Annotated in this window: 11 protein-coding genes; 4 read left to right on the forward strand and 7 right to left on the reverse strand. The window is 41.8% G+C overall.

The genetic code is table 11. The features are described 5' to 3' along the window. Window positions 1–10 precede the first annotated feature (10 nt). From EHS13_RS33015 to EHS13_RS33025, 3 genes are all read right to left on the reverse strand, one after another. Entirely contained in the window at window positions 11–376 is a 366-nt protein-coding gene (locus tag EHS13_RS33015) for a carboxymuconolactone decarboxylase family protein (RefSeq protein ID WP_155704454.1), read from the reverse strand. Window positions 377–777: 401 nt separating this feature from the next. After that, window positions 778–1815, reverse strand: coding sequence for a tripartite tricarboxylate transporter substrate binding protein (locus EHS13_RS33020; RefSeq protein ID WP_155704456.1), 1038 nt, complete (start codon window positions 1813–1815; stop codon window positions 778–780). A gap of 321 nt (window positions 1816–2136) precedes the next feature. Beyond that, window positions 2137–2766 carry a 2OG-Fe(II) oxygenase gene (locus EHS13_RS33025; protein ID WP_155704457.1) on the reverse strand — a complete coding sequence of 210 codons (630 nt, stop codon included), beginning with the start codon at window positions 2764–2766 and terminating at the stop codon, window positions 2137–2139. Window positions 2767–3019: 253 nt separating this feature from the next. On the opposite strand from EHS13_RS33025, the gene EHS13_RS33030 reads away from it, so the two are divergent. From EHS13_RS33030 to EHS13_RS33040, 3 genes are all read left to right on the forward strand, one after another. Continuing rightward, on the forward strand, window positions 3020–8227 hold the full coding sequence (locus EHS13_RS33030) for an S-layer homology domain-containing protein (RefSeq protein WP_227013658.1): 5208 nt from the start codon (window positions 3020–3022) through the stop codon (window positions 8225–8227). Window positions 8228–8730: 503 nt separating this feature from the next. Next, a complete protein-coding gene (locus tag EHS13_RS33035; RefSeq protein WP_155704459.1) occupies window positions 8731–9360 on the forward strand; it encodes an ABC transporter substrate-binding protein in 630 nt (209 codons plus the stop codon). A 24-nt stretch (window positions 9361–9384) separates the two neighbouring features. Then, complete coding sequence (locus EHS13_RS33040) at window positions 9385–10068, forward strand: type 2 periplasmic-binding domain-containing protein (RefSeq protein WP_155704460.1); 684 nt, start codon at window positions 9385–9387, stop codon at window positions 10066–10068. A 64-nt stretch (window positions 10069–10132) separates the two neighbouring features. Here the strand turns inward: EHS13_RS33040 and EHS13_RS33045 are convergent, their stop codons facing one another. Beyond that, complete coding sequence (locus EHS13_RS33045) at window positions 10133–10486, reverse strand: DoxX family protein (RefSeq protein ID WP_155704461.1); 354 nt, start codon at window positions 10484–10486, stop codon at window positions 10133–10135. 141 nt (window positions 10487–10627) lie between these two features. On the opposite strand from EHS13_RS33045, the gene EHS13_RS33050 reads away from it, so the two are divergent. Beyond that, entirely contained in the window at window positions 10628–10987 is a 360-nt protein-coding gene (locus EHS13_RS33050; protein ID WP_155704463.1) for a winged helix-turn-helix transcriptional regulator, read from the forward strand. Between the two features lie 179 nt (window positions 10988–11166). Here the strand turns inward: EHS13_RS33050 and EHS13_RS33055 are convergent, their stop codons facing one another. The 3 genes from EHS13_RS33055 to EHS13_RS33065 form a co-directional block, all read right to left on the reverse strand. Next, window positions 11167–11424, reverse strand: a complete 258-nt coding sequence (locus tag EHS13_RS33055) for a hypothetical protein (RefSeq protein WP_155704465.1) — start codon at window positions 11422–11424, stop codon at window positions 11167–11169. A gap of 478 nt (window positions 11425–11902) precedes the next feature. After that, complete coding sequence (locus EHS13_RS33060) at window positions 11903–13069, reverse strand: hypothetical protein (RefSeq protein WP_155704466.1); 1167 nt, start codon at window positions 13067–13069, stop codon at window positions 11903–11905. Window positions 13070–13131: 62 nt separating this feature from the next. Further along, window positions 13132–14016: a helix-turn-helix transcriptional regulator gene (locus EHS13_RS33065; RefSeq protein WP_155704468.1), complete on the reverse strand. Its 885-nt coding sequence runs from the start codon at window positions 14014–14016 to the stop codon at window positions 13132–13134. Window positions 14017–14169: the final 153 nt, after the last annotated feature.

The following is a 14169-nucleotide window of genomic DNA, read 5'->3' on the forward strand; positions in this document are numbered from 1 at the left end:
CTTATGAATTTTAGTTGTCTTCCCGCACGAACGCATTATACGTATTAATCCGATGGGCCAATGCCGAGCCTGCCTTAAGAGCAGCAGCAACTAGAATCGTCTCGGTAACCTCTTCAATCGTAACTCCCTCTTGCTTGGCAAGTCTGGTGAAATGCTCAATACTGTAGGCATTGTCTGTTATATGTGAAATCGCAACTGCAACAACCAGCTTCTCTTTTTTACTGACAAGGTTTGGCGTTAATACACGGTGGCTGAACTCCAAAAAGGAGGTATACAGCTGCTCATTGATCTCTTCAAATTGCTCGATTACTGATAGGCTGGAAGCCGTATAAAGCTCGTCACTAGGGTTTTCTGCAAATACATTTAGTGCATTAATTCCATTATAGAGCTCTCAGGTGGATTGCTATCGTTAGTTGCATGCCTAATAGCTTACTCGATTATTCGGTTGGTTTGGAAACGGCGACGCAAACGACTCCTCCTCTTCCGTTTTCTCGTTAGAAAAAAACAGGATTATAGAAACTATCATGATGATTGAACTCAAGCTAACAGGCCACAAACCTGGACCCGGGTTGCTTAAGCTGCCGAAAGGCATTCGGCTCGAATAAAAGAAAAAAAACAGTCCCAAAACGAATGGGACAGCGCTTTTGGAAACAACGTAAAATCTAGTAGAATTCAAGGTAAGGTCACTCCCTCTACAAACATTCGAGGCGCCTGGAAGCTGTTATGTTTCACTTCCAAGCACCCCCATGGAGCTGCTAAATGTTTATTGGTTTGTAATTATTTTTTTAGTTTAGGTGCATAGTAAGTATTGGCATCATCATAAGCTTTGCGGAAATCTACGGCCGAAGCAAAGATCGGTTCAATAAAAATATTATCGAAGGATTTCTTTACATCCGCATCCTGCGTTGCTTGCTTTAATGCATCCTCAAGCTTGGCGATAACATCAGCAGGTGTACCTTTGGGAACAATTAGCCCACCTGGTGGCGGTGCAAATGTTAAACCTGTAAGATTCTGCTCATCTGAAGTTTGAACATCTGGAAGAATTGCTGAGCGTTTCTTCGTTACAATAGCTAGAGCTTTAAATTTATTGTCTTTAACATACGAAAGGATCTCTGAATCTACATTTACAATGGCATCTACATTATTGCCCAATAGCGCGTTAACGGCATCAACACCACCATTAAATGGAATCAATTGAACCTTCAAGCCTTGTGTTTCTGCGAATTGCTGCAAGCCAATAAAAGAAGGTGAAGCTGGTCCAGTACTGCCTATTTTGATCTTGTTTGGATTGGCTTTAATATCATCTACTAAATCCTGAAGCTTGCTATACTTACTGCTCGCCGATACAGCAATCGCATAAGGGTTGTCCATAAATCCGCCAACTGCATCCAAATCATTGATAGTATACCCAACATCAGAAGATAAAGGTGTAATGATTCCAGGACCTACTGAGGTGAAACCAATTGTGTAACCATCTGGTTTAGCATGTACGACCTCATTCATTGAAATCGCGCCGCCTCCACCAGGCTTGTCAATTACTTCAACGGATTGGCCCAGAACTTGAGAAAGCTTGGGAGCTAAAGCTCTTATTGCTAAATCTGTTGCACCACCAGCAGAGAATGGCACTAGAATCTGAATAGGTTTAGTCGGATAATCTGTTCCGCCTGCTGCTGGGGCAGCACTTGCGCTTACAACAGGAGTTGCACTGGCTGGTGCCGCGCTACTCGGAGTTTCATCCTTTTTCCCACAAGCCGTCAACACCGTGATTAATAGAATGGACAAACCTAGAACAGCATACTTAAATTTACTTTTCATTTTCTTTTCCTCCTTATTTTTCCGGCTATCCTTTATAACCTTAGCACTTAGGGTTTGATGCCCTTTGCTTACTTGGAAATAATACTCTGTATAACACTCGGAATAATATGATTATATGAGCTAGCTGTAAATAAGTAAAGTTGAAATAAAGAATACATACTATCGAAAAAAGCGAATTCTTCCTATAAAACAACACAAAATACCGCCTGAGAAGCTAGGCGGTTTAGGGTCTTGGACAAAAGTCTTTATGTAATGTTTTTGTAACAAGCAACAAGGTGTATCCCGGCCTTTAGTTTGTCTGTACAGATGACTTCAGACGCTCTAACGATACCTTTGTTTTCTCATCCACAGCGACGCGACCCATTTCTCCCCGACTACGACGGGATTTCCTGCATGCAAAGTGAGTGCATTCAAACGAATATCGTTATAAAAATATTCAAAATAGACGGCACTGCCTTTTTTAGGAGTTACTGAAAAATGAAGCGAAGGGAAGTGCGTTTCTCCCCCCTCTTCCACATCATTTAAATACATAACCAGCGTGCTAATACGATTGTTGATAACATTTCCGGACGTAAAATAGTCAAAATGAGACTGGTACTGATCTCCGGTTTTATAATGTAAAATTTGCAGCGGTTCAGCATGTGAAACGGGTATATTCATCAGACCGGATACTCTAGCTTCGATTTTATGTATTAAATCATTTTCACTTTCCTCGAAAAACATGCTGCTATTGGTTCTAATATCACTTACGAGGTGCGATTTACCGATTTTCGCTCGCTGCAGCCTGTCTATGGCTAAATCAATCAGAGCCTCGCATTCCGCGAAACTTAATACATTTTCCAATATCATAATAAGCGGTTCATCTATTCTGCCGACTATCCTAATTTCTTTATCTGTTGTTATAATTTTGTTTCCCAATGAATCTACAATCGTCTGCTCTTTAATGATCATCGTTGCATCCCCTAATATTGACTACTGAGGAAGTAATCGAATTTGCATTATATCTGTTGAGTTACATAGTTCTTCACAGGATCTGAAATACCTTCCATATTTTTCTTGTCATGATAATCTATCGTTTAGGTGCTCGGCAAGATATTGAACATGCTTTGCACAAATTATTGAATTACTCTCGCTTTGTTCCGCAGTTATAATGATCTCCGAGTACACTTGTATGTGCTCATATTTGTTAATCGGAGGGATTTCAGTGATTATAAGGTGGCTCAAAGCAATTACGCTAGTACCATTATTATTTACAGGATTGCTACAACTCGATTCAACGGCGGCATTCGCGACGGTGGTATCGAACACGGCAGTAACGATCGAGCAGTCTAACGATGTCATTACAGCAACAAACGGAACTCTGACAATTACTTATGATTTGTTGACAGGCAAAGGGAACTTCAACGCTGGCACGACGATCATCATGAGCAATTTTTATTCAGATTACGGTCTCGATGGCAGTTTGACGCGCATCAACTCTTACGATGCTGGCACAAGAACGGCTACTTGGTCCAATGTCGGTACCGACGGTACCGATAAATACGGGACTGGCCAAGTACTAACCATTACGAATACCTTGGATTCAGGCTCTAACCTAATTCTCAATCTGACCCTTTACGAGGGTAAGCCGTTCGCACTCGCAAGTATGACCGTGAACAATGCTACCTATCAGACCATCAACTTAATGGAGCCCATCGCGGCGGATAACTTAGATATTGGAGCCGGTGCGGATAAACGCATTTATACCGCTCCCTACAACAATAATACCGATTTCGGAGTTGCTCCGGTCAATGACTTTGGCAACAGCGAGAACGGTTATGACCGTCCAGCCGAATTGGCAACGACATGGTCTCCATTTAACGGAACGAGTTATTGGGTTGCCGCAATGTTCGACAACACGAACAAAAAAGGCTTTATAGCGGGAGCCGCCACGACGTTCAAGTGGAAGAGCATGGAGCATCTTAGCCAAGCTGCGACCGCTAACGGTCCGTTGACGGGCTTCTCCGTCTACAACTCCGGCGGCACCCAAAGCGGGACTTCCGTAGATTCCGATCTGTTCTTCCTGGGCTACTATAACGATTACCGAGATGGCTTGGAGCAATTCGGCAGTACGTATGCCATCGGCGATCCGAAGCTCCCATGGACCAACGGGGTTCCGATGGGCTACAACTCCTATTACACCTATTACAACATGCCAACAGACGAGGCTATGCATGCGACGATTGATTATTTTGCCGACCATCTTAAATCGCTTGGCTACAACTACATGAATTTGGATTGCTGCTACAAAGGACCCTCCGGCACAGGAACGAACGGCGACTATAAGAACTTTGCCGACTATGTACATTGTAAAGGCATGAAAGCGGGCGGCTATGAGGTTCCCTTTGCAATTTGGGGTGAGCTGACAGACCCCGTTTCAGGTGCCCCTGAATACACCTACCAAGATATTGCGTTGAAGGACGATAATGACATTCCGATTAAAACGTATTTGAATACGTATATCGTCGATGCCACCCATCCCGGCGGACAAGCCTTCATCAAAAATATGATGGATTATTACTTCGTCAATACGGGCTTCGATTACGTCAAGCTGGACTTTCTCGATTTCGGCATATTCGAGGGGAAACACTTCGACCCAACCAAAAACGGCATCCAGGCTTACCGGCTTGGCATGCAGGTCGCCCGTGACGAGCTGCTATCGGCTGATCGTGATATCTTCATCGACGAGTCCATTGCTCCACTTCTTCCATCCGGTTATGCTCACGGCAGAAGATCGGGTATTGACACAACTATTCCGCTACAGAATAATCTTTACTCGGGAATCGAGCGCCAGGCGCTGAATGCGGCCGCCTCTTGGTGGACGAACGGAACGCTGTACCAGTACAACGACCCCGACATGGCGCTTCCGGAAAACATCGCGAACGGATTTACCAAATATACGCTGAACGAAAGCCGGCTGAAGTCGACCGTCGATTTCCTGGAAGGAGGGCACCTGATTCTCGGGGACAATGTTCCGTTCATCTCGGAAGATAGACTTAACGCTTACCTTAATCCTTCATTGATCGATATTGCCAAGCAAGGCAAAGCGGCCAGACCGGTATCGATGACGAACTTTTACAACAAGCTGGAGCATTCTCCATCCGTTATCTATTCAACGGATAATAACGGCGACAAGCTTGTCGGCATGTCCAACTGGAACTTGAACGGATCGACGACGAACACGGTTACCTTCGCCGATCTCGGCTTAAGCCCGACGGAGTCGTACACAATTACCGAGCTTTACAGCAGCACGAATCTCGGAGTGTTCACGGGTAGCTACACTCGGGCGCAGCAGTCAGGCGAATCGATCATTCTGCGGATTTCTACGACAAGCTCCTTGCTTCCTTCGCCGCCAGAGAATCTTGCGCAAGGGAAACCAGCTGCCGCATCTTCTGAATACGATCCGTATTGGTATGCCGCGTGGAATGCGAGAGACGGAGACGAAAGCACGCGTTGGAGCGCTGCGGACGGACAGGTAAATGATCAATGGCTTGCGATCGACTTAGAAGCCGTGAAGGATGTCAACCGCGTCATCATCAAGGAATACGGTGGCGGCGACCAATATTTCCCGGACTTGACCTACAGGCTTCAGTATTGGAACGGCACCGATTACGTTGACATCACCAAAGGCTATACACTGGGAGACAAGCGAATTATTGATTTCCCAACCGTCTCGACCTCGAAGATCCGGTTATATATGAATAAGAGCCGGTTCCTTCCGTCTATCAAAGAGCTGGAAATATATAACGTGCCCGGCAATACTGGATACGTTATCGACCAAGATGATAGCTCAGCTTCCTATTCGAAGTACTCGGATATTCAAGCGAATACTCAGCGGATGCAGACGTTCTCCATTACTTCTTCTAGCTTGCCGAAGATTGATTTTTACCTCTATGAAAGCTACACGAATGCTGTTCCTGCGGATAATTACTACATCGATATCGTGCAGCTCGATGAGAATAATAAGCCATTGCAGAAGCTGTTCACAGCAGCGCTGGCTTCCAATAACATACCGGGCGATCCCACTCCGTATTCCTTCTATCCGCGGCTAACTGGCCTCGATACGACAAAGAAATACGGTATTGTTCTTCGATCGCCAAACACTATCGATGACAGCTCTACCGATAACAAGTACGGGTTCGCCTACGCCGATGGCAATCCGTATGCTGGCGGTTTCGAGGCTAAGTCGTCCGATGGCGGAAATACCTGGATTGCAGAAAATAACGGCGACCGGGATTTGATCTTCACGATCTATAAAGCGCCGACAACAACACCAATGCCTGATACAACGCCACCACAAAGTCCTACTTATCATGTTGGTACTGTAGCAACGGATTCAGCTGCTTTTACCGTTACAAGATCTGATGCTGTTGCGGATTATAAAGGCTTCAATTTATACCAAAATGATTTGTTAGTAGATCATGTAGATTCAGTCAGCTTTGAAAATATCCCTTACCTACGTAACCTATTATTACCTTCTACTACGTATCATTTTAGGGTTACTGCTTTTGATATTTCAGGCAATGAGTCATCAGGCACTTTATTTGATATAACTACACTGGCACCAACACCTTTGCCAGATACAACACCACCACAAAGTCCTACTTATCATGTTGGTACTGTAGCAACGGATTCAGCTGCTTTTACCGTTACAAGATCTGATGCTGTTGCGGATTATAAAGGCTTCAATTTATACCAAAATGATGTGTTAGTAGATCATGTAGATTCAGTCAGCTTTGAAAATATCCCTTACCTACGTAACCTATTATTACCTTCTACTACGTATCATTTTAGGGTTACTGCTTTTGATATTTCAGGCAATGAGTCATCAGGCACTTTATTTGATATAACTACACTGGCACCAACACCTTTGCCAGATACAACACCACCACAAAGTCCTACTTACCATTTGGGTAATGTAGCGACCGATTCAGCTGCTTTTACCGTTACAAGATCTGATGCTGTTGCGGATTATAAAGGATTCAATTTATACCAAAATGATGTGTTAGTAGATCATGTAGATTCAGTCAGCTTTGAAAATATTCCTTACCTACGTAACCTATTATTACCCTCTACTACGTATCATTTTAGGGTTACTGCTTTTGATATTTCGGGCAATGAGTCATCAGGCACTTTATTTGATATAACTACACTGGCAGTTACAAAACCAGCAGCACCAACGCCAACACCAACGCCAACTACAACACCAATACCAACGGCAACACCGATACCAACAGCAACAGCAACAGCAACAGCAACAGCAACAGTTTTCATTGTTAAGGATGTCGATTTGGCAAAATCTACAGGGGGCAACGTAACGCTTCAAATCCCTGATGCCACCAATTCTACATTGCTTCCTATCAAGATCGCGGATCTTGTCGGGGACAGTTCATTAACATTAGTCAATAAAAATATGTCGATCAAATTTACTAAGGACACATTGAAGAGTATCGAGGCATTGGTCCCAAGCGATCAGGTGGACGGAGCCACGATTAGTTTTTCAGCGACCGAAGTATCTCAAGCTGAAACTGCGAATCTGATCCAGCAAACCGGACAAGATAGGTCAGTCGCTCTAGCCATGGGAAGTGATGTTTACGATTTCCATTTGAACGTCGTAACTAAGGATGGCACCAACATTCCTATAACGTCGTTCAAGGAACCATTGACATTAACGTTCAAAGTCAACCCGAGTGTGAACTCCGACTTGTTGGGAGTCTATTACATTACGGCGGATGGAGTGATCCAGTATGTGGGTGGCACATTAGCAAACGGAGTGATGACGGTTTCCATAACGCATTTTAGTCAATATGCCGTATTGGAATACAATAAGAATTTTACGGACGTGAGCTCGACCCATTGGGCAAGCGGAATTATTCACAAGATAGCTGCGAAGCACATTATCGAAGGTGTGACCGACGCTACATTCGTACCGGAAGGGAATGTGACGAGAGCTGAGTTCACAGCCATGATTGCAAGAATGCTAGGATTGAGTGCTAAAGGCGAATCCAAGTTTGAGGATGTAAGTTCTTCGCAATGGTATGCGGATACAGTCTCAGCCGTTAGCGAATCAGGCATCGTAACAGGTCGAAGCGCCAATCTATTCGCACCTATTGAGAAGATCTCTCGAGAAGAGATGGCGGTAATGATTGTTCGAGCCTACGAATGGCAGAAGGGCAAGAATATTTCCATCAGAGATCAGAGTTCCTTCGCAGATTATGCGAGAATTAGTCCTTGGGCTCAGGACGCTGTAGGAAAAGCGCAACAGCTCGGTTTGATCAGTGGTCGGGGAAATAATCAATTTATCCCGCAAGGAATGATGACTCGGGCAGAATGTGTAGCAATCATCTCTAATTTTAATAAATTTTCCAATTAAATGTCTTCCAGAAGGAGCATCTTATGCCGAACATACGGTCGTAAGGTGCTCTTTCCTTTCTTTCGGTTTGTTACATCTTGTTATATTCAATCAAATCATGACATGATATAGTAAATTTGTGGAAAAATAGAGATTGAGAATTGAAGCACTATGCTTTAATAGTTTGAAAGAGGCTGGTATGGAATAGATTTATATGTTCAAACAACTTTGGTTCTATGCAGATCGAGAACGATGGAAAATTGTGGTTTACTTAATCGTCTTTGGAACAAATACCAAGCTCAAGAAGATATAGAGGACTTAACATTAGTATAAATTAGATGGCCAATATCTGATATGTTATTTTTTTACAATAAGCAAAGAAGGATCTTGTAGCGAGATCCTTCCTTTGCTTTTTTAATTTATTCAGCTAACAAATAAACACTAAATCTAACAAAACACTCCTATAACTCAAGTCTTTAATAGATTATGATTTATTTATATAAAGCTTTAGCGGAGGGGATAAAATGAGAATAAAAAGGATGCATTGGATTATAATTATTATCTTGCTAGTCATTACCACATCCGCATGCAATAAAACGAAAGAATTATCAGAGCCTATTGAAATTCATTTTCAGAGTACATCTACGAAAAGCATGAGTAGCGGAGGGCCTATGGGTGATCCAATTAATGACGCTATTGCAAATTACCACAAACTAAATCCTCTTATCACGATTATTTTGGATTACTTACCAGAGTCTCTGATGAAGCAAATAGATGTAAATGGAGAACCCATGACTAGCATTATGTTCACCTTTGAAGATATGGTAAAACTGTTGGAAAGCAATGCTCCCCCCGATATCATTAGTATTTCACCAGGCGATCTCCCATTAGCAGAGAGTAAAGATCTCTTGTATAATTTATTGCAAATTTCTGGAGCAAAGAAAATGGATATTAATAAACAGATACTTGATTTGGCAACGATAAACGGTAAACTGCTTACACTACCTTATGCAGCCAACCCAAATGCCATATTTTTCAATAAAAATATATTTGACGAAGCACATATACCCTATCCGCAAGGTGATTGGACTTGGGAAGAATTTAGGGATGTTTCGAAAAAGCTAGGAGCAACACCTATACCTATGTTAACTTAACATATTTCCAATCTCGATACACTTATGGGAAGCTTAGAAAAAAAATTATTATCACCTGATGGAAAAACTTCAGTCGGCTATTTGGATAGCCCGGAGGCGATACGTTTGCTGCAATGGTTAAATGCTTATTATCGCGACAGTGGCTTAAAAACACCCAAGTCTCTAATTGATACCTATCAACAATTCGGAAACCATCAAGTAGGGATGGTTACGGGTCGCCCTAGTTTACAATGGAATACGGAAGACAAAGACATTATAGGTCTAGCTCCATTACCTCACTTCGCGGACGGAAAACGTGCGAATCCGGTATCTTTTGATGGCTATGGCATTTCTCAAAAAAGTAAACACCCCCTTGAAGCATTGAAATTTATTGAATATCTTACTTTAACTAATAATGAAGATTCTATTAAATTAGCCGAATCTTATGTACCCACCAGCAAGCTAATGGCTGAAGCGACAGGTCAAAGCTCAGATCCAATCAAGAGCATCTTCGTGGAAGAACTTAACTATGCAACAAAATCAACAGAACGCCGCTTTTTCAATGCATGGATTGCCGATAAGGATATAAAAACTCACTTTGAAAAACTTCTTACTACGGAGGATAAAGATATCCCTGCGAAACTGCACGAACTTGCCTTGAAACTTGATCAATCCCTTAAAAATCAGGACAGTCTGAGCAATCAACAGACAAACAGTACATCGCCGTAATAACAAAGGCCGGGGACACCAGTAAAACGGTGTTTCCCGGCCTTTATTTAGTCTTTATGTAAACTCACATCCGACCCACTGCTACAAATACGGCTAACACAAAGAAAACGATGTTTACGCCAATTTCTCGATATTCTTTACGCTTAATATGGAATAAGGCTCCGAAAAGAACAATTGCGGCAAGCCCGATTGCGGCTATCAGCGTCAAAATAGGTGCGATATTCGTCGCTTGAGGTAAAATCAACCCAAGTGCCCCAAACAACTCCACTATCCCAATGAACAAAACCAATCCTCTCGAAACTTCTTTTACCCAAGGCCAGGACGCTTTTGCCTTTTCATACTGAAATGCCTTCATCCAACCTGAAAAAATAAATCCTAATCCTAAAATTCCTTGTACAATCCATAACACGATATTCATGATTCATTAGCCCCTCATCTTGTGTAGCTTCAACACCTAGGCATATAATATATTGCAGGGTAATTATTTGGAAGTAGGCACTTAAAATAAACATAGTATACAAAAACATACCATAGGAAACTAAAGGATCGGAGGTATTTAATGGCTACTTATTGTAAATTTGAAACGGCGTTAGAAATTTTTGTTGGGAAATGGAAGCCTGTTATCCTGCTTCGCCTTTTTTCAAATGGCACAATGCGATTTAGCGAGCTTCAAAGAGCTCTCCCGGGCATCACAAAAAAAATGCTCACTCAACAATTAAGAGAATTGGAGTATCACGATATCATCCATCGCGAAGTTTATCGCCAAGTCCCTCCTAAAGTCGAATATTCCATTACCGCATACGGTCAACGCATGGCCCCTTTATTGCAGACCATGAATGACTGGGGAATGGCTCATTTGGCACATTTGAACGAGCTATATGGGGAAGCGCAGTCGACGGAACCTGTAGAACGTAACTGATGAAAATCGTGGTGAAGGGCTACCACTTTAAATGTGATTTTATGAATAAAAGAAAAGACAACCCATTTATTGTTGGTTGTCCTTTTATTTGTATTCTTCTATTAATCTACTTATCCGAACTGTCGGAATCAAAACCAATAATTCCGTTAATCTCCATTCCATATTCCATATTACCAATTTCAACTTAACCCCCGAATACCCGCATATCTTTCACGAGCAACCAATGATGGGTGGGTAGTATGAAAAAAACAATATTCTCGGTGAGGTTCTTCACGATGCAAATCATTATACTTATTCATAGCAGCAATGGAATTATCAAATTGATCAATGACCACAACTTCCTCAATATATCGTTGTCCCTCACTAGAATGTGCCTTTATTGCTTCAAGTACCACCCATTCATTGGGGAATCGTTCTTGTACTTCTTCCCAGCGCATCACGTCACCTCCAAAATGAATATTAATAGATTTTTATATCATAAATATTCTTGCTATTTTTTTGATTTATACTCAAGACCGTACAATAAATCAAGTCATCTCTTTCTGCCTTTTATTCAATATTTATACTTCAATCTTCATTATTCATCTTCGTTTATTAATTCAATGCTTACTATCCAAGTCTATGGGTTCCTCTTTTTAACATTGACGACTTGATGTGTATCAATCTTTATAGAAAGGGAAATTACACTTCTACTTTCTTCATTTTTCGACATATTAAACGGACGCTTGGACGTCCAGAATTCTACTTAAGTTCTTTTACCTTACTTATGAAACGGTTCATTACGCTTGACCTTCAACTACCTCAATAATGGTTAACTCCCTGTTGACTTCAAGGCATAAAAAATACATCGCAAAAGGCATTCCCTAATTTGCGACGTATTCAAAATTTACATACTGCTATTCTTCACCCTAAACCTCAACTGAGCAATTCCACGATCTGCCTCATCAATTGATAGCCTTCTTGTTCTAAACCTTTAGCTGCTTCCAAATGGGTAATCATTTGATCCAGTCGATCCTGTTCCTTCAAATGAGGCGGCTGCCATGATTCGAAAGGAAATAATGCTGCAACAGCTTTGAGATGCAAAGATACATCTTGAAATATACCCGCTGCTTGATTAAGTAATTTAGCAGGTTCTCCACCGAGACGCTCGGCTGCTTCCCTTAGGAATAACGGTGCATTCTGACGACATTCCGCCCAACACTCTGCATTATAAGATAATCCCATTCCATCTGGTTCATCGCTCTTTATTGCTTGAATCCAATTATCATACGCTGCGGCTCCAGCTTTATATCCATCGTACACCCAACGAGATGGACTTTCTGCAAAACGTAGAGCGAACTGTAAGGCTTCACACACTGTATCTCGATCCTCAGTACGTTCACATGGCTCTACCCATAACATTTCCAAAAGCCCGATATGCCCTAATCCGAGATGCTCCCATGGCATAAAGCCTTTACCGCGAACTGTAAACATCATATTCTCTCCGATAATCTCCCGAATAGAGCCCGGAGTGCCGTGTATTCTTAGCTGTCCAATTAACCCGCGTCCGTGTGCTTTTGCAAACAACCGAAGCTTCTCTTCATCTTCTTTATCTTCAACTATACCCACCACACGATTCAGAATCTCCTGAATCTCTGGATCAGAGATCTCTCCAACAACCTCAAGAGGATCCGTACCAAATCCCGAAAAATAATATCCTTCCTCATCATACCCTTTAACCACATAATACTCGGGGACGCCTAACTTGTAGCCAAAGCAAGGAAAACCTTGATCTATTGCACGTTTTGTATTCTCGAAAGCTCTGCTCTGCTTCAGCTTAAAATCAGCATCATGCACCATTCCACTTTCTCCGTACGTAGCAAATCCAAGATTATGTCCAACATTATAGTTCCCTTGGGCATTCCAAATTTGTGGGCCTCCAACAGAGCATACTTTATTAATATGCAAGGAAAAAGCAAATCCTGTAGCACCGATTATCCAGGCATCTGACTCTTGATTCCCTAGAAATCTCGCACAGCTAACCAACGAAAAAATCCGAGAATTCCAACCATCTTGTAAATTTAATTCATTTAAGATTTTCATTTTATCATCCCCTATTCCAACTTCTTTTTCTTAATCGTATCATAGGAGTCGGACATAGTATGTCATTGTAAAGGCAGACCCAATTTTCTTTTTAATTCATGTCGATATTTGTTTCGTAACCACCTCGGAGATTCTATGCTGCTAAGACAAGGACATACAAACAAAGCCGCTATTAGTTTATTGGGATCATCGTATTCAATCTGAAATTTTCCGCAAGACATTTGTTTAGCATTGTATCGAAACGTCCATGCATAATCCGCTACATCAAAATGTACTACAGCCACTTCCGGTTCATAAGTTAACTCAGGCATAATCTCCGCTTGACGCAATAGAGGTGTCAAATCATACTTCTCTTCTAATCTATAGACATTGCTTATTGTTGTGAAACTAAAAAATCGGATTTTCTGTATAGAATCATAGTAGCCAACAACGTAATTTTCTCCACGAAAAGTATAGATCTTATATGGAGAGAATTTAACCGAGCTCTTCTCATCCAGAATGTGAAGCTCCACCTTAACTGAGGATAATATCGCTTCTTGCATGGTATCAAAAATATGCATTTGCCGCGGTTCTAGAGGAAACAGTGGTATCGCTTGATCAGCAAATTCGGTGGGACTTTCATCAATCAGACGTCGAAAAAGGCGTGCCAAATGGGTAGCATGCTCCCCTTCCATCTGCGCATAGCGATTCGCTAAATACGTTAAACCATGCCTTTGTTGTTCAGTCATCACTACATGACCCAGCATAAAAGTACCCTCTGTATATAGATAGCCTTTATGACTATGACTATATTCAATTGGCGCACACATCGAATCCTTTAAATATTCCACATCCCTAGCAGCTTGACGTACAGAAATCGAGAACCGTTCTGCAATTGCGGCACAGCTTGGATAATGATGCTGACGAATCTCGTTATCGATCCAAACAATTCGATGCATACTACTCATAATGATTGCTCCTATCCATTTATTCACTCTGTATGATTGAGAAACCCTATATATTTTATTCCGTTTATATATCGTGCATAGTGTTATTCGTTGTTAAACCAGAATATTCCTTTTTTATTCATAATATAGCTTAAACGGCGCATTAAAAATGCT

It is taken from the genome of Paenibacillus psychroresistens (assembly GCF_009728935.1).
Classification (GTDB): domain Bacteria; phylum Bacillota; class Bacilli; order Paenibacillales; family NBRC-103111; genus Paenibacillus_AC; species Paenibacillus_AC psychroresistens.